Annotated in this window: 18 protein-coding genes and 1 riboswitch; of the genes, 5 read left to right on the top strand and 13 right to left on the bottom strand. The window is 54.0% G+C overall.

The genetic code is table 11. The features are described from left to right. Positions 1–49 precede the first annotated feature (49 nt). From RAC89_RS20905 to RAC89_RS20890, 4 genes are all read right to left on the bottom strand, one after another. Positions 50–2,893, bottom strand: a complete 2,844-nt coding sequence (locus RAC89_RS20905) for an RCC1 domain-containing protein (RefSeq protein WP_306615612.1) — start codon at positions 2,891–2,893, stop codon at positions 50–52. Between the two features lie 41 nt (positions 2,894–2,934). Further along, positions 2,935–6,084, bottom strand: coding sequence for an efflux RND transporter permease subunit (locus RAC89_RS20900; protein ID WP_306615611.1), 3,150 nt, complete (start codon positions 6,082–6,084; stop codon positions 2,935–2,937). Continuing rightward, on the bottom strand, positions 6,081–8,180 hold the full coding sequence (locus RAC89_RS20895) for an efflux RND transporter periplasmic adaptor subunit (RefSeq protein ID WP_306615610.1): 2,100 nt from the start codon (positions 8,178–8,180) through the stop codon (positions 6,081–6,083). The genes RAC89_RS20900 and RAC89_RS20895 overlap by 4 nt, the downstream gene beginning before the upstream one ends. 474 nt (positions 8,181–8,654) lie before the next feature. Further along, positions 8,655–9,197, bottom strand: a complete 543-nt coding sequence (locus RAC89_RS20890) for a L,D-transpeptidase (RefSeq protein WP_306615609.1) — start codon at positions 9,195–9,197, stop codon at positions 8,655–8,657. Positions 9,198–9,387: 190 nt separating this feature from the next. Here RAC89_RS20890 and RAC89_RS20885 point away from each other — a divergent pair, with 190 nt between their 5' ends. Then, positions 9,388–10,356, top strand: coding sequence for a Gfo/Idh/MocA family protein (locus RAC89_RS20885; protein WP_306615608.1), 969 nt, complete (start codon positions 9,388–9,390; stop codon positions 10,354–10,356). Between the two features lie 28 nt (positions 10,357–10,384). On the opposite strand, the gene RAC89_RS20880 is transcribed toward RAC89_RS20885, so the two are convergent. From RAC89_RS20880 to RAC89_RS20870, 3 genes are all read right to left on the bottom strand, one after another. After that, a complete protein-coding gene (locus RAC89_RS20880; RefSeq protein WP_306615607.1) occupies positions 10,385–11,245 on the bottom strand; it encodes a helix-turn-helix transcriptional regulator in 861 nt (286 codons plus the stop codon). A gap of 155 nt (positions 11,246–11,400) precedes the next feature. Continuing rightward, positions 11,401–12,693, bottom strand: coding sequence for a homocysteine synthase (locus RAC89_RS20875; RefSeq protein ID WP_306615606.1), 1,293 nt, complete (start codon positions 12,691–12,693; stop codon positions 11,401–11,403). Positions 12,694–12,797: 104 nt separating this feature from the next. After that, positions 12,798–13,787, bottom strand: a complete 990-nt coding sequence (locus RAC89_RS20870) for an aldose 1-epimerase (protein WP_306615605.1) — start codon at positions 13,785–13,787, stop codon at positions 12,798–12,800. A gap of 231 nt (positions 13,788–14,018) precedes the next feature. Here RAC89_RS20870 and RAC89_RS20865 point away from each other — a divergent pair, with 231 nt between their 5' ends. Beyond that, positions 14,019–14,645, top strand: a complete 627-nt coding sequence (locus RAC89_RS20865; RefSeq protein WP_306615604.1) for a LysE family translocator — start codon at positions 14,019–14,021, stop codon at positions 14,643–14,645. Here the strand turns inward: RAC89_RS20865 and RAC89_RS20860 are convergent. Continuing rightward, the gene (locus RAC89_RS20860) at positions 14,538–15,983 is read right to left on the bottom strand and encodes an amino acid permease (RefSeq protein WP_306615603.1); all 1,446 of its coding nucleotides are present in this window, start codon (positions 15,981–15,983) and stop codon (positions 14,538–14,540) included. The two genes, RAC89_RS20865 and RAC89_RS20860, sit on opposite strands and share 108 nt — an antisense overlap. Before the next feature lie 534 nt (positions 15,984–16,517). On the opposite strand from RAC89_RS20860, the gene RAC89_RS20855 reads away from it, so the two are divergent. Next, positions 16,518–16,712, top strand: coding sequence for a hypothetical protein (locus RAC89_RS20855; protein ID WP_284638621.1), 195 nt, complete (start codon positions 16,518–16,520; stop codon positions 16,710–16,712). A 67-nt stretch (positions 16,713–16,779) separates the two neighbouring features. Here the strand turns inward: RAC89_RS20855 and RAC89_RS20850 are convergent, their stop codons facing one another. The 4 genes from RAC89_RS20850 to RAC89_RS20835 all read right to left on the bottom strand — a co-directional run bounded on the left by RAC89_RS20850 (position 16,780) and on the right by RAC89_RS20835 (position 21,011). Beyond that, entirely contained in the window at positions 16,780–17,622 is an 843-nt protein-coding gene (locus tag RAC89_RS20850; RefSeq protein ID WP_284638620.1) for a MetQ/NlpA family ABC transporter substrate-binding protein, read from the bottom strand. Between the two features lie 50 nt (positions 17,623–17,672). Beyond that, on the bottom strand, positions 17,673–18,335 hold the full coding sequence (locus RAC89_RS20845) for a methionine ABC transporter permease (protein ID WP_306615602.1): 663 nt from the start codon (positions 18,333–18,335) through the stop codon (positions 17,673–17,675). After that, positions 18,328–19,341 carry a methionine ABC transporter ATP-binding protein gene (locus RAC89_RS20840; protein ID WP_306615601.1) on the bottom strand — a complete coding sequence of 338 codons (1,014 nt, stop codon included), beginning with the start codon at positions 19,339–19,341 and terminating at the stop codon, positions 18,328–18,330. The genes RAC89_RS20845 and RAC89_RS20840 overlap by 8 nt, the downstream gene beginning before the upstream one ends. A 78-nt stretch (positions 19,342–19,419) precedes the next feature. Next, positions 19,420–19,539: riboswitch (SAM riboswitch) on the bottom strand. A 71-nt stretch (positions 19,540–19,610) separates the two neighbouring features. Beyond that, positions 19,611–21,011 (bottom strand): amino acid permease, encoded by a 1,401-nt coding sequence (locus RAC89_RS20835; RefSeq protein ID WP_306616156.1) that lies wholly within the window; start codon positions 21,009–21,011, stop codon positions 19,611–19,613. 306 nt (positions 21,012–21,317) lie between these two features. On the opposite strand from RAC89_RS20835, the gene RAC89_RS20830 reads away from it, so the two are divergent. Continuing rightward, positions 21,318–22,019, top strand: a complete 702-nt coding sequence (locus RAC89_RS20830) for a DNA-binding response regulator (RefSeq protein ID WP_306615600.1) — start codon at positions 21,318–21,320, stop codon at positions 22,017–22,019. 109 nt (positions 22,020–22,128) lie between these two features. Continuing rightward, positions 22,129–22,305, top strand: coding sequence for a hypothetical protein (locus RAC89_RS20825; protein ID WP_306615599.1), 177 nt, complete (start codon positions 22,129–22,131; stop codon positions 22,303–22,305). Positions 22,306–22,403: 98 nt separating this feature from the next. Here the strand turns inward: RAC89_RS20825 and RAC89_RS20820 are convergent, their stop codons facing one another. Continuing rightward, on the bottom strand, positions 22,404–23,381 hold the full coding sequence (locus tag RAC89_RS20820; RefSeq protein ID WP_306615598.1) for an aldo/keto reductase: 978 nt from the start codon (positions 23,379–23,381) through the stop codon (positions 22,404–22,406). Between the last annotated feature and the right edge of the window lie 128 nt (positions 23,382–23,509).

Genomic DNA, 23,509 nt, shown 5'->3' with positions numbered 1-23,509 from the left:
ACGAAAAATAGACCGCCGCGGCGCAAGTGCCGGGCGGTCTTTCCCATAGTTATAATGCTTCTGCCTGCTTCACAGCCTCTGCATCCGGTTCGAGCGTGCCTCCTGCTGCAACCGTAAGCATCCGCTCAATAATGACAATCGACTGCGCTCTCGTTGTCCGTTCCTCCGGAGCCAACCGGCCGCCGGACAGCCCCTGCAGTAAGCCTAGCTTTACGGCATTCTGCAGAGCCCACGTAGGTTGCACTACAGCCTGCGGCGACTGAAGCTCCTTGATTGATACCCGCACGGCAACTCTGGCCATCTCCGCACGAGTCATCGGCTCATCCCATGCAGCCTGGACATCCTCTTGTCCATACACTCCCGCTGCAAGCAAGGCATCGATGTACGGTATGCTCCACGCTTGCCCGGCGGAAGGTGCCGACGTCGGCAGCTTCAACGCCACCGCCGTCATCTTCGCAAACTCCGCTCGCGTGACGGGCAGCTCAGGCCGAAAGCTTCCATCCTCATAACCGTCGACATAGCCCTTGCCGGCTGCGGCGGCAATAGCCTTCTCCGCCCAATGTCCGGACAAATCACCAAATAGAGGCGAGAACCCTCCCACTGCCGTCGGAGTAGTACCGTTCTTAAACGAGCCGTCTCCCAGCTGACCATTGATATTCGAGCCCCAGGTCCAGACGGACCCATCCTGCAGCATGGCCGCCGAGTGCGACCCCCCCGCAGCGATTGAAGCTACTGCTCCGGGTACCGCTACCTTCACCTGCTTTAAACTGCTTGTGTTCGACCCATCCCCCAGCTGTCCCTGAGTGTTCGAACCCCAAGACCATAAGCTGCCGTCCTGCCTCAATGCCATGGAGTGATAACCTCCGGCTGCAATAGCCGCTACATGATTGATTTCCAGGATGACCGGCTCCTTGCGGAGCGTAGAGGTACCGTCCCCGAGCTGGCCGTAAGTATTGTAGCCCCATGCCCAAACGGTGCCGTCCTTCTTTAGGGCCAGAGAGTGCGTCCGCCCTGCTGAGATGGCCTTAACGTCCGACAGGCGATTCACAGGCACGGCGTAGCGCACCGCGTCCCCCTTGCCGTTGCCGAGCTGCCCGCCCGTATTGTCTCCCCATGCCCATACTTTGCCGTCCGAGCTCAAGGCAAGCGCGTGGTTATAGCCGGCAGCAATCGCTTGTATATTGCTTAACCCGGGTATCCGAATCAAGCTTTTCTCTCCCATGATTTGACCGTTCGCAAGCTGACCGAAGCTGTTGTCTCCTGCCCCCCAGACGGTGCCGTCCGCCTTCAGAACGATCGTAAAGCTGTTGCCCACAGCTACGGCAGCCGCTCCGGACAGTCCGGGAATAGGCGCCGGCTCCCTCCTGCCGTCCGTCGTCCCGTCCCCGAGCTGGCCGTAAATGTTGTTGCCCCATGTCCAGACAGTTCCGTCGGACTTCAGAACGGCTGTATGCCCGTAGCCTGCAGCGACCTGCTTCACTCCCTTCAGGGAGCTGAGTGCAGAAGGTTTATTTCTGTAATTTCCTTTGTCCAGGCCAAGCTGCCCGAAGGTGTTCTCCCCGAAGGCCCAGAGCTGTCCATTGTTACGAACCATCGTAAAGCTGTCCCCTGCTGAAAGAGCGACATCCGCCATCGGATAGCTGTCCGTCTTAGGTCCTCCATCCTCCTTACTTGGCGGGGCCGCTGCAGCTTTTACGTTAAAATCCCCCACCTGCTGTGGCTTATACCGGTCTGTTGTCGTTCCGTCTCCCAGCTGGCCGAGCGTATTGTTTCCCCAGGTCCAGAGCGAACCGTCTTCCTTCACTGAGAAGGAATGAAACCTTCCGGTCCCGAAGGCTTCTACCTTGCCTAACGATTCCATCTCCATGGGAACACTATATTGCGCCACTTCCTTCGTTCCCAGCTGCCCCAAGCCGTTGGAGCCCCACACATAAAGTTCATTATCGCGGGTCAATGCCATGGCATGGGAATTTCCTGCAGCGATCTTCTTCACTTTCGGCAAACTTATGCTATTGCTCAGTGTCGATTTATCATTGTAGCTGCCGTCCCCCAGCTGCCCGGCAAAGTTGGTGCCCCATGCGTACAAATAGCCCATATCGTTCAGTGCTAGGGAAAACCCGTTGCCCGCTGCAATCTCCACAGCATCCGTAAAATACGGAATGAAGTAAGGCACGGTGAGATACCCCGTGGAATACTGATTCATCTGGGTTCCATAGCTGGCGGCGCCCCATACGCAAACCTGATTCTTATAGCCGTCGTACGGACTGTTCCATATCGCGAGCACGTGGTTTGCTCCGGATGCGATCGCTTTAATATATTGCAGATTAGGAATCATCGCCGGAACATTTCTCCCGGTCGTCGTGCCATCGCCCAGCTGGCCCCTGTCGTTCGCTCCCCAGGTCCAGACGGTCCCGTCCTTTTTCAAAGCAACCGAATGCGAATTCCCCGCAGCGATAGATACGATATTTTCCAGTCCCTTGATTTGAATCGGCGTCATCCGGTCCGTTTGCGTGCCGTCGCCAAGCTGTCCGCTATCGTTCTGGCCCCAAGCCCACACGGTTCCGTCTTTTTTCAAGGCAAGGGTATGGTTCAAACCTGCGGCGAGAGCTGTAATGCCCGTCAGACCCTCAACCCGGCTTGGAACAAAACGGTTTCCTCCCGCTGTTCCGAGCTTCCCCCGCAGATTATCCCCCCATGCCCATACGGTTCCGTCCGCTTTCAGCGCCACGGAAAAGCCCTGGCCGCCCGTCACCTGCACCATCGGCTCGTTTGCCTGCGAGGGAGCGTCAGCGGCTAACGCAGCCCCCCCTCCCGCAAAGGACGACCATATAAGAAGCAGCAGCATCGCCCAAGACCAGCTGCGCCGTGCGAAATCATTCCTAAATGGCTTCATTGTGTTGTCTCCTTACTGTAATAACCATAGTTCATTTCCTGCTATACGCCGGCAGCCGAATCGCTCGTCAGCTCGGCAGGCTTACCGCGCCGGAAGCGGCGCTTCATCGCATCCGTCATGCCGTCCATTAACGTATACACCACCGGAATCAGCACCAGGGTAATGATCGTGGAGAAGGTCAAGCCGAAGGCCACTACCGTAGCCATCGACGCTTGCGCCTCCGCCCCCTCTCCGAAGCCGATGACAAGAGGCAGCATTGCCAGTACCGTCACTGCGGTAGTCATCATAATCGGCCGCAAGCGCACCTTGCCTGCTTCGATTAACGCATCGTACAGCGTATACCCCCGTTTGCGAAGCTGGTTGGTATAATCGACCAATACGATCGCGTTATTCACGACGATCCCGACCAGCATAATCATCCCCATAATGGAGTTCATGTTGATCGTCCGGTTCGTCAGATACAGTCCTACAATGGCGCCGATAAAGGTCGGCGGCAGTGAGAACATGATGATAAACGGTCCGTACAGCGACTCGAATTGGCTTGCCATCACCATGTAGACCAGCACGACAGACAGAATCAGCATCAGATAAAGGCTGCTGAAGGCACTGTTCGTATCTTGTCTGGAAGCCAAAGTAATGGAGTAACCGTCCGGCGCGGGGATGTTCTTCAAAATCTCCTCCACCTGCTTCATGACGTCGCCAAGCGGCGCACCCGATACGGCCCCTTGCACGGTCGTCAGACGTTCGCCGTTAATATGCCGGATCTGAACCGGGCTTGAGCCCGGCTCAACCTTTGCAATGGCGCTGAGCGGAACTTGAGCTCCCCCTTGCGCATTAATGACGATTTGATTCAAATTCTCGAGGTTGTTGGTGAATTCCGACGGGAATTTCACCAGAACGGAAATTTGCGTGTCCCCCGCTTTAAACTGGGTCGCCACCGAGCCCTGGTAGGCCGTCCGGAGGGCGGTCATGACCTCTCTCGCGGTTACTCCATAGTACGAAGCCGCGTCCCGGTCGATCTTGAGATCATAGGCGGGAATACTTCGCTCCAGCGTATTCTGGACGCTTCGCAGGGTCGGCAGTGTCCGCATCTCTTCCGCAACCATGTCACCCAGCTTGCTGAGCACAGCCATATCGGGCCCGTTCAGATTGACTACAACCGAATCGGCTCCCCCCCCGCCGCCTCCAAGACCCGGAAGCCGAACGGAGGAGCGGGCGTTAACGTTGATCTGCGCACCAGGGTATCCCTGCGTCAGCGTACGCACCTGATCGACTACCTGTTGGGTCTTCAGCGTGCGTTCTCCCAGCGGCTTGAGCGTTACCGCAATGCTGGCGTTGTTCGTGGAGGCGCTTTGAAAGGCTCCTCCCCCCGCGCTGCCCACGGTAGTGAAGATGGTATCGACATCGGGCAGATCCTTGATTTTGTTCTCTACCTTCGTGGCGATATCGTTAGTAATCTCGAATTTCGTGCCTTGCGGCATGCTGATGTTGACATTGAACTGCCCTTCATCGGTAGAGGGCATCAGCTCATTGCCGACGAATTTGACAAGAAAGACGCTTCCTCCCAGCATGGCAACCGTTGCCACAACGATCACCCAGCGATGGCCGAGCGACCAGCGGAGAATCAAGGCATAGCCGGAGGTGAACCGGTTCATTCCTCTGCCGAACCACACGGCAGGGTTGTAGGAGCGGCCTTCAGGCAGCGTCTCCTCATGATGCTTCTTCAGCAGCTTCGCCGCAAGCATCGGAACGAGTGTGATGGCCGCGAACAAGGCGGCGATATGGGAGAAGCTTACCGTAAGCGCCATCGGCGCAAAGAAGTTTTTGATGATGCCGTTAATGAACACCGTCGGCGCAAAAACGGCAATCTGTGCCAGGGCGGATGCAAGCACCGCCGTACCGACCTCAGCGGTACCCTTCTTGGCTGCTTCTATCGGAGATAAGCCCTCATCCCTTTTGCGGAAAATGCTCTCCAGCACTACCACGGCAAAGTCGACAAGCGAGCCGAGACCGAGCGCCAAGCCGCCCAGCGTGATCGTATTGATCGTCTGGTTGCCGAAGTACATCATACTGAAGGTGCTGATAACCGAGATCGGAATTACGACACCGATAATCAGCGTTGCCCGAATACTATTTAAGAACAGCATAAGAACAATGATGGAAAAAATAGCCCCGAACAACGTGTGCTCTATTACCGTATTGATCGAGCTTTTAATGAATTTCGACGAATCGTTCAGCACGGCCAGCTTGACGCCCTCCGGCAGCTGGCTCTCAATTTCCTTCATCGTCTTGCGAATGTTATCGGCGACGGATACGGTGTTCCCGTCCGATTGCTTCTGTATGGATAAGCCTACGCTTTGCTCCCCGTTGCGTCTCGCGTCGAAGGTAACCTCCTGATACGTATCGACAATTTTGGCAAGCTCGCTGAGCGGTACGGATTGGCCGCGTGACAGCGGCACCCGGACTTTTTCAATCTCCCCGGTGGATTTAAATTCGCCGTTGATGCGAAGCGGTACCAGCTGCTGACCTTTATACACCAAGCCGGCATCCTGCGTCTGGTTATCGTTTCCTAGCGCCTGGGTCACCGAATTGAGGGTGAGTCCGTACTGCAGCAGCTTATTCTGATCAAGCAGCACTTGAATTTGCCTAGTACGTCCACCCGTTACGCTAACCGATGCCACACCGTCTACCCGCTGCACGGCGGGGCTGACGACGTTGTCGGCAAGATCGCGCAGGGTCAGCAGATCGGCATCCTTCCCGTAAAGCGATAGGTTCATAATCGCCTGGCTGTTCGGGTCCGCCCGGTTGACGACCGGCGCGTCGGCGTCCGATGGAAGCTGCCTTCGCACCCGGTCGAGCCGTTCCCGCATCGTCTGGGTAGCCTCCATAATGTCGGTGCCGTAATTGAACTGCACCGTGACGGTGCTTCCTCCTGTCCTTGAGTTCGAGGACACGGAGGATACATTGGCGATCGTTGCCATCGAAGCCTCAATCCGGCTGGTCACTTGCGCCTCTACCTGTGCTGGAGAAGCGCCTGCCCAGTTGACGGATACGGAAGCCGTCGGAATTTCCATGTTCGGGTATAGATCCACCGGAAGCAAGGGTGCTGCGATCGAGCCCAAAATCGTGATGGCGATCATCAGCATCATAATGGTAACCGGACGGTTCACCGAGAAATTCGCTAATTTCACTGACTTCCACCCGCTCTCTCGGTTTGCCCTTGGCCACCCTGCGGACTCCCTTGCTGATTGGTCTGCGGCTGCCGCTGATTGCCTTGACCGCCTTGACCGCTTGGCGCATTCTGTCCGCTTTGTCCGTTCTGTCCGCCCTGGTTACCCTGCTGGCGTTGCGTGCGCTGGTTGCCCTGCTGATTTCCTTGCTGGTCCGTTGCCGCACCCGGCTGCCCGTTCGGGGCCCCCTGCTGACGCTGCCCGCCGCTTGGCTGGGCCGCGCCCTCCTGGCCCGGCTGCACCACTTGGACTGCAGCCCGATCGGACAGCAGCTCCTGTCCCTTAACAACGATCTCGTCGCCTTCCTTCAGCCCGCTTGTAATTTCAAACAGCGCGCTGGTAAGCGTTCCGACCTTCACGGACACCTTGCGGGCACGTCCCTCCTGCACGATGAAAACCGCGTTGCCGCTCGGCTGGCTGAGCACCGCATCGGCCGGCACCATAATCGCTTTGCGGCCCTCCGATTTGAGGCTTGACGTCGCAAACATGCCCGGCAGCAGCTCATGCTTCGGGTCATTCACCTGGATGTCAACGCCGTACGACTTCGTCACCGCATCAAGTGTAGGCCGAACCGCCGACACGATGCCATCGAAGGTTTTGTTTAGGGTCGGTACATTCACCTTCATTTCCATGCCAACCTTGATTTTACCGATCGTGGCCTCAGAGATGCTTACTGTAGCCTGAACAGGGTCAACCGCGGCGATCGATACGATATTCGCCTGTGTGCCGGCGTTCTGGCCGACCGGCGTATTAATTGCTGTAACGACCCCGTCAACCGGGGACAGCAGCACGCCGTCCTGGAGCTGCTCCTGCAGGTTGCGCAGGTTCGTTTGGGCCTGCTGGTATTGAGCCTGGTTGACCGCGAGCCCTTCCTTGGATTGTGAGTTTATGTAATCCTGCTCGTTTTGCGCAAGCGAAGCGTTCAAGGAGCTTAAGCTCAGCTGCAGCGTGGCTTCCGCGTTCGCCAAGGCAAGCTGATCCTTCTGCACCGTTTGCGAGTTGGTTTCCATAATCATCGAAAGGTTAGTTTGCGCATTGGTCAGCGTGATCAAATCCCGGTTTAGCTGCTCTTGCGCAAGCTGTACCGCTTGCGAGGCTTCCGCCGTCTCCACCGCGTTCTGCGCGTTAATCAGCGCGGTCTGTGACACGCTCGACGGATTCTGCGCCTGCTCCAGCTTCAGTTGTGCCTGCTGAAGCTTGACCAGCGCTGCGTCAATCCCGTTTCTGCTGGTCACGGCAGCGATATAAGCGTTCTGTGCAGCCTGCACATCGAGCTGCAGCGACTGCAGGTTGTTAATCGCATTCGCTTGGGAGGTTAAATAGCTGTCCTGCTGCGCGGTGAGGGCGTTCTTCGCGTTCTCCAGGTTCGTGTTATAAGTAACGATCGCGCTGTTCAGGCTTTGCTGGGAAATCGCGACCGCTTGCTTCGCTGCCGCAATCGTGTTCTGCTGATCGCTGATCGCCTTGTTGAAGTTCGCTTGCGAGATGGCAACCTGCTGCTTGAGTGTTGCGATCTGATTCTGCAGATCCAAAATACTTTTCTCATTGGTTGCACGCTGAGAAGCGATTCGTTTCTCCGCCGTTGCTTCGGCATTCGCCTGATCCTTAATTGCCTTTTGCAGCTGCGCCGAGCTCACGGCAAGAGCGTTCTCCTGCTGGGATATTTGCTGCTGCAGCGTGGAGGTATCCAGCTTTGCCAGCGGATCGCCTGCCTTAACCCGGTCTCCGACCTTCACCATAACCTCCGTTACCCGGCCGCTGACACGGGAGGAGACGTTAGTAGTATATTGCGGAGTGATTGATCCTGTAAACACCTGTCCGCCGCCCATATCGGACAACTTAACGACCTGCGTCTCTACAGGAAACGAGCGAGGTCCGCCGCGCTGCGCCGGGGAAGCGCCTGGCTGTCCGGGTGCTACCGTACCGGCAGGAGCAGCGCCCTGGGTATTTGGTCCCCCTCCATTCAACAAGGAAACACCGACAACAGCAATGACGGCGATGACTGCTACGGTCGTTACGATCCATTTTTTTGAAACATTCTGGATCCAGCTAAACATGTCCATACCCTCCTGAATCGTTCATTCCTATCCGCACCACATCAAGGAAGAAATCGCTTTCATTATCTGATAATTAAGACAATACATCTTGTTTCAAAATAGCTCAAATTCATGATCAAACTGTGATGGAATTGTGAAAAATGTGTGAAGAAACAAATGTAAAGGCATAATGCGAAGAATGTCGAAGGGAAGTATAAAAAAGAAAAGGACTCCCTAAGGAGTCCCTTTGACGGTGATTTTGGATTTTGGTACCTGAATCTCACGAAAGCCGGATGACTGACCTCCACTCACAATGCAGTACGGGTACTACAGTAACGAGTCTTTGGCACATCCCTCCGCTTCTATATCGATTCAAAACCTGCTTCCACGGTATTATTCGTTGAATCACTCAACGGAACCACACCTCTCTTGTTCACCGTCGATAATAATATGGCCGGTATGAGGTGTCTTTATACGCCGCTTTTCAAAAGAAAGCTATTCGATAATGACAACTACCGTTCCTAATGTTACGTGGCGAAACAACCATTCCACATCTTTATTGTGCATGCGGATGCAGCCGGATGAAGCTCTGGATCCGATGGACCAAGGCCGATTCGTACCGTGAATGCCATAAGTATAACCTCCGGTCCCAGGAACATTCAGACCCAGCCACCGGGTCCCCAGCGGATTATCCTTATGTCCTCCGGGGATTTGCTTGCGCACATACCACGGCTTTTTGATTTTGGTCGTAATTCGAAATTGACCTACGGGCGTCAGGGACTCGCTTCTTCCTGTAGCTACGGGAAAGGAATGAGTTGCATGGCCGTTCATATAAACCGTCAGCCGATTCCACCTCTTGTCAATGACAAGATACATTCCTTCCTCTTTCAGTCCGGCAAGCCGCTCCTGCTCCAGCTGCTTCTGCCTGTCATTAGGAAGAGCGGCTGCTGCTTCCGCTGCGCTCGCAGTGAAGGGCACCAAATAAGAGCCGACAAGAAGGAGGACAAGCAGCATACCATGAATACTTCTTAGTTTCATACCATACAAGACTCCATTCCTTATTTTGCAAGCATTTTACAATAGCTTCCTATATTGTTTGTTTCCTTCGGCATGCCTATGCAATAAGAAAATCTTCTTCTTACCCGACGTTTTTTCCGATTTCCAGGGATTGTCTCCGGGCGTTGTTGCGCTTATGATGGAACTACATGCGACAAAAGGAGGAAAGGTGATGAACATGCGTATCGGCATCGTAGGAACGGGCGGCTTCGCCAAGAAACACGCCGGGATTGTATCAAGAATGGACGGTTGTGAGGTAGTCGGCTTTGCAGGAACAAGCTTGGAGAAGGCGGAGAAGGCGGCCTCAGGATTTGCCGCGGCGGCGGGCTATGAGCAGGTAGAGGCAATGCTGGATAATGGAAAACCCGATGCCGTTTATATTTGTGTCCCCCCTATGGCTCACGGACCCATTGAGCGCAGCTTAATTGAGCGGGGGATCCCTTTCCTTGTAGAGAAGCCCTTGGGCGCGGAAGGCTCCATCCCCGGAGAGCTGGCGAAGCAAATTACCGAGAAGCGGCTGATTACTTCCGTCGGCTATCACCTGCGGTATACGGATGGGGCGCAAAAAACGAAAGAGCTGCTTGAGGGTCGTTATGTCGGATTGGCTAACGGTTATTGGCTCGGAAGCATGCCGGGGGTGTCCTGGTGGCGGACGCTTCAGGGCTCGGGCGGACAGTTCGTCGAGCAAACAACACACATTACCGATCTTGTCCGATATCTTTGCGGGGAGGTCAGCGAGGTATACGCACAATTCAACAGGGTCGTCATGCATGAACGGGTGCCGGGGACGGAAGTTCCCGATAATGGCGTCGTCACCCTGAAGCTCCGCAGCGGAGCGGTTGTTAGCCTGACGAATACGTGCATGCTTCCGATCAACCATACAAGCGGGCTTGATCTGGTGACGGACTTGGGTGTTGTGGAGTTTCGGGCTCATGGGGTCCGCGATATACGCAAAGGTCAAATCACCGAATTTCTTAATCAAACCGATCCATATGTCAAAGAAAATGAAGCTTTCCTTCATGCCGTTCGAACAGGCGATACAAGCAGGATACGCTCAACCTATGAGGATGCGCACCAAACCCATCTGGTATCCATGGCTGCTGTTCGCTCTGCGGAAACCGGCATGCCGGTACGTCTATAACATTACATAAGAAAAGAGGGAATGCTCTTCAGGGAGCGTTCCCTCCTTCTTTTCTATAACGGCTGGGCGGAAGCCCGTAATAATGGGTGAAAAACCGGGTAAACGAATAAATTTCGGGGTAGCCTACAGCCTGTGCTATCTCGGTAACCGGCCATTCCGAATGGAGCAGCAGACTTGCCGCCTTTTCCATACGAAGCTTCTGCAAATATTTGGCCGGAGCGACGCCCAGCTTCTCGGTGAATTTGGTTGAATAGTACGACCTGTGTATGCCCGCTTCTCTCGCAGCATCCTCTACCGTAATTCGTTCACAGAAATGAGCTTCCATAAATCGGATGCTTCGCTCCAGCCAATCGTCCTTTCTCCCTGCCGCCTCCCTGCCTTTACCCGCCTGAAGCGCACTAAAGACCCCATACAGCGCACTCATTAATCGGGCATAGCCCCCAGGCTCATTCGCCTGCGTGAAGGCGGCAAGTGCTCCCACAAGCTCCCTTTCCAGCTCCCGCGTCATCATACGTCTGGCATATGGCTTTTCCTCGGATAGCCCCGCTTCTTGCAAAAGCTCGGGCACCAGCTCACCGTCTACCGTGAGCCAGCACATTTTGAGAGGCTGCCTGCTGTCAGACGGCTGCATATATTCGTACTTGATTCCCGGGAACACACAAAAGAAGTCCCCTTCCTCCAGCTCGATCTGCTGTTCCTCATATAGAAGACGCACGGCGCCATCCATAACAAAATGCAAACTAAATGTTTCCATGATCCTCGGGCCTACGCGGTACGTCGGCTTCGCCAGGTTTCTGCCTGCGCGAAGCGGCCACAATCCGTGCAATCGTTCTTGTTCCGTAGGACTATAAAATAACAGCTCGGCGTATTCCATGCCGTAATCCTGCATTGCCGGTACCTCCCAGATGCGTTTCATGAAAGTTTAGCATACCGGAAACCTAACAAATTGACAAGGATAAAACTAAGGACTCAGCGGGTTGGAACGCAAAAAAAGGCTGCATCGAAGTAACTATTACTTCCGACACAGCCGCTTTTCATTTGCTATTAAGCTTGACTTGCTTCAATCGCCTTAGATAAATCGAACAGAATGTCATCAATAGCTTCCGTTCCGATGGACAAACGGATCAGACCCGGCGTTACGCCGCTCTTCACTTGATCCTCCGGCTTCAGCTGTTGATGCGTTGTGCTGGCCGGATGAATGATCAGCGACTTTGAATCCCCGACGTTCGCCAGATGGGAGAAGAGCTTTACATTGTTGATTACTTTCTTGCCTGCCTCTACTCCGCCTTTGATCTCGAAGCTGATAATCGCACCTTGACCTTTCGGCAAGTATTTTTGAGCAAGCTTATAGGAAGGATGGCTCTCCAGCCCCGGATAGCTTACCCATTCCACGGATTCGTGCTTCTCCAGGAACTCGGCAACCTTCTGAGCATTGGAGCTGTGACGCTCCATGCGCAGATGCAGCGTTTCCAAACCCTGCAGCAGCTGGAAGGAGTTAAACGGCGAGATGGCGGCTCCCAGATCGCGAAGCAGCTGAACGCGCGCTTTGATGATATAAGCAACCGGGCCAACCGCATCGGTATATACAACGCCATGATAGCTAGGGTCCGGAGTGGTCAGACCAGGGAATTTGCCGCTGGCAGCCCAGTCAAATTTCCCGCTATCCACGATGACGCCGCCGATAGAAGTGCCATGGCCGCCGATAAATTTAGTAGCCGAATGCACGACAATGTCCGCCCCGAAATCGATCGGACGAAGCAAGTACGGGCTTGGGAACGTATTGTCCACAATGAGCGGAATCCCGTTCTCATGCGCGATTTGTGCTACGGCTTCAATATCAAGCACGTCGCCCTTCGGATTGCCGATCGTCTCGGCGTACAGCGCTTTCGTTTTCTCGTTGATAGCGGCGCGGAAGTTCTCCGGATTGCTAGGATCTACGAATCGCACCTTCACACCCATTTTAGGCAAGGTATGTGCAAACAGGTTGTATGTACCCCCGTACAAGCTGGAAGCGGATACAATCTCGTCCCCTGCCTCGGCAATGTTCAGAAGAGCAAAGGTAATGGCCGATTGCCCCGAGGAAACGGCCAGCGCCGCAGCACCGTTCTCCAGTAAAGCGATTCGCTTCTCGAATACATCCGTGGTCGGATTCATGATGCGGGTATAGATGTTGCCGAACTCTTTCAGCGCAAACAGGTTGGCCGCATGATCCGAGTCCCGGAAGCCATACGAAGTCGTTTGATAAATCGGAACCGCCCGGGAATTCGTTGTCGGGTCGATTTCCTGACCGCCATGTACGGCTAACGTTTCCGGTAAAAACTGTCTTTCCTCTGACATTTTCCCAGCCTCCATTATTCAACTAGATAATAGCATGGTAAAACTCTCACTATCATTTGAATCTCTACTATTTTACTAAATATTAGCAGCTCTGAGAAGAGTGCTTACTTAACATACAGACGGCTTGTCTCTTCCCATTTCTCTCCCGGAGCCAGTGACAACAAACCGATCTGCTCCGCAGGCAGATCCACCATAGGCGCGTTCACTAAATTCATCTGCGGCTCAGGGCAGAAGAAGCCCGGGGTAGCATTGTTATTCCAGATCATCCAATGCTTATAGGCTGTTCCCGCATCATAAACAAGCGTGACCTTCCTGCGCACATCGGTAAGCTCCATCCGGTTTCGCCCATTCTGCGGATCGGTCGTGTAGTGATTGTCCATCGGCTCGAAGAACGGGGACAAGCCGGTTGTTTTCATCAGCTCCTCCTCCGCGGTTAACGGCTGGAATCTGCCGGTCGGCAGCATGCGCTCGTTCAGCTCGTAGCGCCGGCCTGTCGTCATCATGAACCGGCAGTCATCCGGCGTGCTTCCCGGGATAAACGGAGCGTTCAGCGTCGTATGGAAGGCTAGCAGGCATGGCAGCGGCGTGTCACCGTCGTTATTGACAAGCACATGCTGCAGCAGTCCGTCCTCGTTTAGCGTATAGCTGAGCTTGATTGTGAAGGAATGAGGCAAATAAGCATATACGGAATGCCCGGGTCTTACCTTCAAAGCAAGCGTCACCTTGCTCTCGTGGTCGTTCGATGAGAAGCCCAGCACCTCCCATGGAATATTATGCACAAAGCCGTGAAGGTGGTTATTCGTTTTCTCCTCATTGACGGGGAATTGATATACCGCTCCCTGCCAAGGAAACTTCCCATCCTCGTAACGGTTCGGCGGGAAGAGAACGGGAATGCCGTGAACGATGGGAAACTCCTTGAAGGAAGTCATCTCCTCCTCCGCCGGCTCCCGTAAGAACCTGTATCCGTTCTCCGTATCCCGAAACGCGATTAAATTAGCGCCGATTTCCGGCAAAACGGCGGCTTCATATTGGCCTGCGCGCAGCCATACCGCCTTCTCTCCATGAAATTCTCCCCAGAAGCTTTGGTTCGACATGTGATCCTCCCTAAAATATCAATGTGTAGCAACTTACCTATTCTCGATTCGATCAAGCATTCCTGCCGGTCTTTTCCAAGCAGCGCGAAAAAACTCATCCCCTTCAGAGCGGAATGAGTGGTACGAGCCAACCTGAGTGAATACACTGTACAAGCATCGCTTTGCTTCGCAGAACTCAGCATCGCTTACGAGGCAAGTTTTGCTTCGCAAAACTCTGAGGGGGATCGAGGAATGAGTATTTTTTTTAGCTACATCTTTTTAGGGTTATCGCTCGCCGCTCCGATCGGTCCGATCAATGCGGCACAGTTGAACAAGGGGCTCCGCAGCGGCTTTTGGCATTCGTGGCTTGTCGGACTCGGCGCCATGATCGCCGATATGGTGTACATGCTCCTCGTTTATTTCGGCGTCGTCCACTTTCTGAGCACGCCGTTCATGCAAACCTTCCTATGGCTGTTCGGCTGCTTCGTGCTTTGTTATACGGGTATAGAGAGCCTTATGGGGGCCGGTAAAATAACGAACGCCCGCGATGACGACGAATCCCTGGTAAAGTCGTTCTTTTCCGGCTTTCTGATGTCGCTCTCCAATCCGCTTACCATCTTGTTCTGGCTCGGAATTTACGGCTCCGTGCTGGCCAAGACGGCCAAAACCGCCGGCCCTGAGGAGCTGGTTCTTTATAGCTGCGCCATCATGCTGGGAGTGGTGCTTTGGGATATCACGATGGCTTCCATGGCCAGCACCTTCCGCAAATATTTAACGGCTAGGCTCCTTACCCTGATTTCCATACTTTCCGGCTTGTCGCTCATCGGCTTCGGCTTGTACTTTGGGCTCGAAGCGTGTAAAATGCTCCTTTTCCGGTGAGGAGGCTCCGGCCTTCTTCTTTTTTTTCCATACATACCGCATGACCAAGGTCAATACGCCAATGACGATGATAAATCCAAGACTGATCATGAAGCCGGGGCGGGTATCGTCATGAAACAAGCTGCCGCTGACAGCGCCAAGAATAAGAGCCATCCCGGCAAAACGTTTCGTCTGCCCCCAGCCTGTCAAAGTAAGAAGCTTACCGGAGGTTACTAGGATAAACAGCCAATTATACAGCAGCATTAAACCCGCCGCCGTAGTGACATAATGGTATAACCGATCCGGGAGCAGCAAGGCCATCAAGATGGAAACCATTAAACCTACCGTTGTCAGCCCGATCGCAGGCAATGGCAGCTTACGCTTATACTCCTTGGCGAACACAGGCGGAGCGTCCCCGTCCCCTGCCAGTGTGACGAGAATGGTGGTGACCGCGAATAAAGAAGCCACCATTGTAGAAAATCCGGCAATGATGAAAACCCCGTTGAACAAATGCGGAACGAAAGGTAAATTCCAGTTGTTCAACGCCAGCAAAAACGGACTCTCCTTATCATTAAATTGATCCATGGTTACCAAAACGATCGCCAAGGACAAGGAAATAAGATACACGACGGTCAGCAGAAGAATCATAATTTTCCCTGCTTTCGGCGCTTCCTTCGGTTCCTTGAGACGGGTGGCCATCAGCCCCATTATTTCGATTCCCCCGAACGCATAGAACGCAAACAAGAAAGCTGACCACAGGCCGATCGCCCCGTTCGGGAGCAGCTGCTCTCTTGTTACCGGGACCGATGGGGCGCGCGAACCGCCCGGAAGCCAGCCCAAAAGTCCGATTGCAGCGATCAAGATAAAGATGAGGATCGCGGCTATCTTCATCACGGCAAATACATGCTCCGTCCTCTCAAACCCTTTATGCCCCGTTAAAATCACGATCAAACCAAGCACCGCATAAACGGAAGCGAGCAGCCACATCGGCACATTCGGGAACCAGAATCGGGAGAACAGGGAAAGCGCCGTCATCTGGCTGCCCATAATCAGCAGCTCCGAGGACCAGTACACCCAGCCGCTGCTAAAGCCCGCCCACCGCCCGTAGGCCTTCTTCGCGTAAGAACGGAAGGATCCCTTCAGAGGCTCCTCCGCCGTCATGCGTGCAAGCACATCAAATACCATATAAGTTCCGAAGGCAGCAAGAATGAAGGCGGCTAGAACTGCCGGCCCCCCGGTTTCAATGGCAATGCCGGAACCGAGAAAGTACCCCGTTCCGATGGTACAGGCTACTCCCAGCAGCGAAAGCTGCCACCATTTCATTTTTTGTTCCTTGGCACTTCCATTGGTTTTCTCCATAGTGCGAATCCCTCCGACGCCTAAGGTATGGTTTCAATACCTTATCCTGCTTTAGCCGTTCTTTTTTTATGCACACGGGTCCTATCGCGGCTCCCTCATTCGACACAGCTATCAATGGTTCGATATTTACCTCTCAGCCCGGATACGCATTGTAGCCTGTAAAAAAATGTTATATAATATTTTTGGTTACTTGGAACTACACCATGGCGATCACGATTCGACAAGTGCCTTACCTTGAACGGGAAGGAATGATTGATGAGCTCATTTGGTGAAGAAGCAAGCACTCCGCCGCTCCAAAAAATGCGATAGAACGGCGAATTGATTTTTCAAACCTGAGAACGATTACATGAATTGAAACTTTTTCGACTTCTTTGTCGTATTATCATATAAAAAATCATGATTTGCTGTTTCAACAGATTCAATCATGGGTATAAATGAGTAGAGAAAATTATTTTCCCTATTACACCTAGAAAAGAAGTGGTTCGTTCGAACCATATAATAACGGCTCTATTATGAAAGAGAGGGATAACCACAATGAGTTACGCCATTTGTTATAAGGGTAAGCTGCTCAGTCAGGCAATGGATCGGGAACAGGCGGAAGCCAAGCTGCAGAAGCTCAGCACTTGCTTTATAGGCTTAGAGCTTGTGGAGGTGGAAACGAAGACGAAGGAAGAGACCGCGCCTCCCATTCACAAGGGTATGAATCTGCTTCAGATCATGGAAGCATAATATAAAAAGGAAAAAGCACAAGGTCCGTTCCCGGGAACAGACCTTGTGCTTTTTTTGCTTGTTTGCTCTAGAATGCGGCAATAACCGCGTCCTTGTATTTTTCCTTTATAAAGTTTTTCACATCATCCGAGTTCAGCGCCTTAACCAGCTTCTGCATTGCTTCGGAGTCTTTATTGTCCGGACGCGCCGTCAAGATGTTGACATACGGGGAATTCTTGTCTTCGATAAACAGCGCATCCTTCGTAGGAGACAGCTTCGCTTCCAGCGCATAGTTGGTATTGATCAGCGCAAGGTCTACTTCGCCCAGAGCGCGCGGCAGCATGGCTGCTTCCAGCTCCTTGATCTTCAGCTTCTTAGGGTTGTCGACAATGTCCTTCACTGTCCCCTTTACGCCTACGCCTTCCTTCAGCTTAATGAGGCTGTTCTTTTCCAGCAGCGCCAGTGCCCGGCCGCCGTTGGAAGGGTCGCTCGGAATTGCGACGGTTGCGCCTTCCTTCAGCTCATCCACCTTCTTGATTTTCTGGGAATAGGCTCCGAACGGCTCGATGTGGACACCTGCCGCCTTCACAAGGTTCATGTTCTTGTCTTGATTGAACTGCTCCATGTACGGAATGTGCTGGAAGAAGTTAGCATCCAGCTGCTTCTCAAATACTTGAACGTTCGGCTGGACATAATCGGTAAATTCCTTGATCTCCAGATTTACGCCCTGCTCCTTCAGCTTAGGCTGCACGAATTTCAAAATTTCCGCATGGGGTACGGCTGTAGCGCCTACCTTCAAGGTAACCTCTTTCGCTGCGGGAGCCGGAGCCGCTGCATTGGAGCTTCCGGAGGAAGCCTCCTGCTTGGTTCCGCATGCGGACAAAGAGAGGGCAAGTACGATGGATAAAGCTGTTGTGACTACTTTTTTCATGTGAATGGTTCCTCCTGTAGTAAAAATGCAGTGAATATTTATATGAAGCCTTACTTGCGCTGATACTTCCGGACGAGCCGGTCGCCGAGCGTTTGCAGGACTTGAACAAGCGCAAGCAAAATGAGCACGGTCACAATCATCACAGTGGTCTGGAAGCGCTGATAGCCGTAGCGAATGGCCAAATCGCCCAGACCGCCGCCGCCGATAACTCCGGACATCGCCGTGTACGATACCAAAGTGACGGCTGTAATGGTGATGGCCGCTATAAGTCCCGGCCGGGATTCCGGCAGCAGCACCTTCGTGATCAGCTGCATGCGGGTCGCTCCCATCGCTTGGGCCGCCTCGATAACACCGCGATCGACCTCGCGCAGCGCTGTCTCGACAAGCCGTGCGAAGAAGGGCGCTGCCGCGATGACAAGCGGCGGGATGGAGCCGGGAACCCCTAACGAGGTGCCGACAATCAACCGCGTAAGCGGAATGACCAGTATCATCAGAATGATGAACGGAACAGAGCGGAGCACGTTCACTACAAAGGATAGGACCGCGTAGATCAGCGGCTGCTCCAGCAATTGTCCTCTTCCCGTCAGATAGAGCACGATGCCGAGAGGCAAGCCGATGAGTACGGTGAATAAGGTGGAAGCCCCCAGCATGGAGAGTGTATCCAGCGTATTCGAGCCGATCTCGGCCCAGTCCAGCTCCATAAGCTTATCCATGCGTCAACACCTCCACATCCAGGCCGCGCTCACGAAGCAGGTCGATGGCTCGCTGCGCCTCGGCTCCGGTCTCTCTAAGCTCCAGCAGCAGCTGGCCATAGGGCGTATCCTTCAATCGCGATACCGTTCCTTGCAAAATGACGAAGGGCACCTTCGTATCGCGCATCGTTTCGTACAACACCGGCTCATACGTCATCTCACCGAGGAAGGTGATGAGGATGCGGGTTGTGTTCCCCGACGCGCGCCCCGGCCATTCTGCAGAAAGCGGTTCGGAGGCCTCGGCTACAAACTGCTTCGTAGTGGGGTGCTGCGGCTTCAGAAATACATCCGTAACCGGGCCAAGCTCCACAATCCTGCCTCCGTCGAGTACAGCGACCCGGTCGCAGATCGAGCGGATGACCTGCATTTCGTGGGTAATCAGGACGATCGTGATGCCCAGCTCCCGGTTAATGTCCATAAGCAGGGTCAAAATCGACTGTGTCGTTTGCGGATCAAGCGCCGACGTCGCTTCGTCGCACAGCAGCACCTTCGGATTCGTCGCCAGCGCTCTGGCGATGCCGACCCGCTGCTTCTGGCCTCCGGACAGCTGGGCGGGATATTTGTGCTCGTGGCCGCTTAGGCCGACGAGCCGGATCAGCTCTTGAACCCGACGCTCTACCGACGGCTTGTCCGCCTTGGCCAGCTTAAGCGGAAAAGCGATATTATCCGCGACGGTAGCAGAGGACAGCAAATTAAAGTGCTGGAAGATCATGCCGATCGAACGCCGTTCTACCTGAAGCTTGCGGTCATTCAGTGACGTAATGTCGATGCCGTCGACGATGACCTGCCCTGAGCTGGGCCGTTCCAGCAGGTTGATGGTCCGGATCAGCGTGCTTTTTCCAGCGCCGGAATGGCCAATGACACCGAAGATTTCGCCTTTGCTGATGGTAAGGCTTATATGGGATAAGGCTGTAATTTTTCTGTCTTTTACTAGATACTCCTTGGTAACTTCATGAAGCTGTATCAATTCATCCACCCCCTTGGTTAGGCATGAAAAAAGCCCCTGCACACAGAGGTACAGAGGCTGACTTTATCGCTCTTGTCCCTCTCATCTTCCAGAATCGCGCCGATTCTGGAGGAATTGGCACCATACTTCCCTGCAGTTACGCATGGAACGGTTGCCGGGCTTCATCGGGCCTTTTCCCTCCGCCTCTCTTGATAAGAAGTTTGCTATTATTTTACCTTAGGTCATTAACAAGTAGTAAGTTTATTACGATTTGGCGATACTGTCAACCACTATTTGTTCTCAGGATCGACCAGCTGACAATCCTTGAGCGGGATCAGACGCGTCTTGTGCTTGAGCTTGTAGCCAAAGTAGAATGCCGCAAACAATGGCAAGCCGATGTAGGACGAGAGCAGCGCCTTCCAATCGATTGCATCGCCGGTGACGGCCGAGTAGCCTTGCCCGATCATAACAAACAGGCAGAGCGCGAATGCAAAGATCGGTCCAAACGGATACCACCGCGCTTTGAAGGGCAGATCGTTAATACGAAAGCCTTGCAGCCGATACGCTTTGCGAAAGCGATAATGACTGACCGCGATCCCGAGCCACGCCAGAAATCCGCACATGCCGGACAAATTCAGCAGCCAGATGTAGACGACCCCGTCGCCGAACAGGGAGGTGAAAAATGCCAGCATCCCTACGGCCGCTGTGGCTAGCAGCGAGGTTACCGGAACCCCGCGGCGATTCAGCGCACCAAGCCACTGCGGCGCCTTCCCCTCTTTAGCAAGGACCCAAAGCATCCGGGTCGAGGCATACATTCCGGAGTTTCCGGCGGATAGCACCGAGGTCAGAATGATCGCGTTCATGACGGAAGCGGCAAAGGCCAAGCCGGCATTTTCGAATACGATGGTGAAGGGGCTTACCGCAATATTGTCGACGTCTCCGTTGATCAGCACCGGATTCGTATAGGAGATCAGCATCCCGATAACGAAAATGGCCAAAATATAAAATAAGAGGATGCGCCAAAATACTTGCCGGATTGCTTTCGGGATATTCACCCTCGGGTTCTCGCTCTCCCCTGCTGCAACCCCCAGCAGCTCCGTTCCTTGGAACGAGAAGCCCGCCGCCATGAACACGCCCAGCATAGCCATAAACCCTCCATGGAACGGGGCGTCGCCCTCTGTAAAGTGAGTGAAACCGACCGGTTGTCCGCCCAGAATCCCGAAGATCATGAGCAAGCCGACTCCGATAAACAGAACGACGGTAACAACTTTAATCAAGGCAAACCAATATTCGGCTTCCCCGAAGCCTTTGACCGATAAATAATTAAACAGCAGCATGATAGCAAGGAACAGCACACTCCAAGGCAAGGACGGCGTGTCGGGAAACCAGAACTTCATGATGAGTCCCGCAGCCGAAAGCTCGGCGGCGATCGTTACGGCCCAGTTGAACCAATAGTTCCAGCCTAGTGCATAGCCAAGCGCAGGGTCGACGAAACGTCCCGCATAAGTACTGAAAGAGCCGGACACCGGCATGTAGGCGGCCATCTCTCCCAGGCTGGTCATCAGGAAGTACACCATGATGCCGATCGCCGCATACGCCAGCAGCGCTCCGCCCGGTCCTGCCGTGGAAATGGCCCCGCCGCTGGCCAGGAACAAGCCGGTCCCGATGGAGCCCCCGATCGAGATCATCATCAGATGCCTTGCCTTCAGCCCGCGCTGAAGCTGTTTATTTTGTTTATTGCTCACTTGTACTACCCCTTCTTCCCTATGGACGAATCAATCCAAAAAACATCCACTAGTTTACTAGAAAATGCCGGGTTGTGGCAATGGAATTCTTTAGGCGGTAAGGTAGGTCCCGTTTGATGAAGAAGCGTCGATGCGGTATTATAAAAGTAAAATAACTTTTCGGTTGTAAAGCATACACCGTTCCTCCCTGCGCTCAAGTTAGGGATGGACGGTGTTTTTTTGTGCTTATATCCGGCAGAGGAGTGAAGGCTATTGGTATTCGAAGCTTTGTATAAGGATTTTATGCTTCGTCATGAGCGAGGCTGCTCCAAGGAACGGCTGCGGAGACTGCGGGAAGGACACGGTCACGCAGAACGGTTGTTTCTGGAGCAGGTGTGGTGGCCCGCGGTCGGTCATTTGGACGACCTGCATCCGGAATATGAGGTGTGGGATTTCAAGGACGGCGTAAGGTTCTTGGACTTTGCGTACCTTCGCGGGACCCACCGTGTTTGTATTGAAATCGACGGATTCGGCCCGCATGGCCGCGATCTGAAACGTTGGCAATTTTCCGATCAGCTGACTCGGCAAAATCACTTGGTTCTGGACCAGTGGAAGGTTCTGCGCTTTTCCTATGATGATATAAACGAAAAACCGCGTCGTTGCCAGCAAATGATTCAGCAAATGCTCGGCCGTTGGTTTGGTGTCGATGTGGAACCACAACAGCTCACTTTGAAGGAGCGTGAAATCATGCGGCTGGTCATTCATTCCCGCGGCCCGGTTACACCGGCTGCAGTGTGCGAACGGCTCGGTATTGGCAACAGGCACGCGAGAGATCTGCTCCGGCGATTAGTGCAAGCAGGCCTGCTTTCGCCTGTCTCCGGCCAACTACGCGTACGCTCCTATGGATTGAAACCGGAAGCCAAGCCTAGTATTGTAGTTGATGTTAATGGGAAGAGGGATGCGCGAAGGGGATGATCGTGGTGACGGCGGATAATTACGGCACGCGATGCCGCTATTCCGCTGAATCTCCCCCCTCTCCCCCATGTTTGCGGCATGCTGGGACGTTATTGCCTGCTGAACAGCGTTGGCCGCAACGGGAAAGGGGCAGTTACGGCACGCGATGCCGCTATTCCGCTGGATCTCCCTACCTCTCCCCCATGTTAGCGGCATGCTGGGACGTTATTACCTGGCGAACAACGTTGGCCGCAAACGCGAAGGGGCAGTTACGGCACGCGATGCCGCCGGCATGCTGGGACGTTAACCTCACGGTAGCGCTGATCGCGCGGCGTCACGGACCTCGACATGCCTTACAGTAAAAAAGGATCTCCCGCGACTATCGGCATGGGAGATCCTCACTGCTTATGGCATCTTTTTTCCTCGCGAGGTAACGTAAAGCGAGTACCACTCTTCACGCGTCAGCGTAATGTCCATTGCCGCTGCACAGGCACGAATACGCTCAGGGCTCGTTGTGCCGATGACCGGTTGAATTCCGGCCGGATGGCGCATCAGCCAGGCGAGCACTACCGCTTCCGGCGTCGTTTCCTTTTGCTCGGCAAGCTTCTGGACCAATGCGGCGGTTTGCTTCACGTGGTCCGGCTGCCCGGTCAAATCACGTCCGGTGAACAGGCCTTTGGACAACGGACCCCAGGATTGCACCTGAATATTCTCAAGCCGGCAATGCTCCAGCGTACCCTGGGCGAAATTCACCTCCGCCCCCGGCTTCTGGTTCACGAGTACCCCTGCATCGATCCAATCCAGCTTGGACAGGCTGAGCTCCAGTTGGTTAACGATGAGCGGCACGTCCAAGCTGGATTGCAGCATTCTCATCTGAGCGGAGTTCATATTGGAAACGCCGAAGGTTTTTACTTTCCCTGCCCGCAGCAGCTGGTCAAACGCCTCCGCCACTTCCTCCGGCTCCATCAACGGATCCGGCGGATGCAGCAGCAAAATATCGATGGCATCAACCTTAAGGCGGCCCAGGATGCCGTCAACGCTTTGTACGATATGCTCCTTGGAAAAATCATACCGGCCCGGCCCACCCGGTCCGTCCTCGAACCGTATGCCGCATTTGGACTGGAGCACCATTTTCTCCTTCAGCTCTGGGCGTTCGGCCAGTACTTGTCCAAATACTTGCTCCGCTTTACCATAAGCGTAGATATCCGCATGATCAAACATAGTAATTCCCGCGTTGAGGGCAGCATCTACAGCCTCATGAGCGGCACGCAGGTCCTCCGCAGTTAACGGATCCCGCTTCCAGCCTCCGCCTAGCCCCATACAGCCCAGCACCAATCGGCTTACGGCAAAGCCGCGTTGTTGCAAAGGTATTTTCCTCGACATGTCCAATCTCCCTCCGGCATTACATTGTCATTGGTACCTTACACTCTACCTAGTATAGGCCACCAAATCCCATTAAGAAATATCTGAAAAAATGTTCAGCTACTTACGTCGAGGTAACTACTCGTAAA

It is taken from the genome of Paenibacillus sp. GD4, assembly GCF_030846225.1.
In the GTDB taxonomy this organism is placed as follows: Bacteria; Bacillota; Bacilli; order Paenibacillales; family NBRC-103111; genus Paenibacillus_G; species Paenibacillus_G silviterrae.
This window is presented reverse-complemented; position numbering and strand designations above follow the sequence as displayed.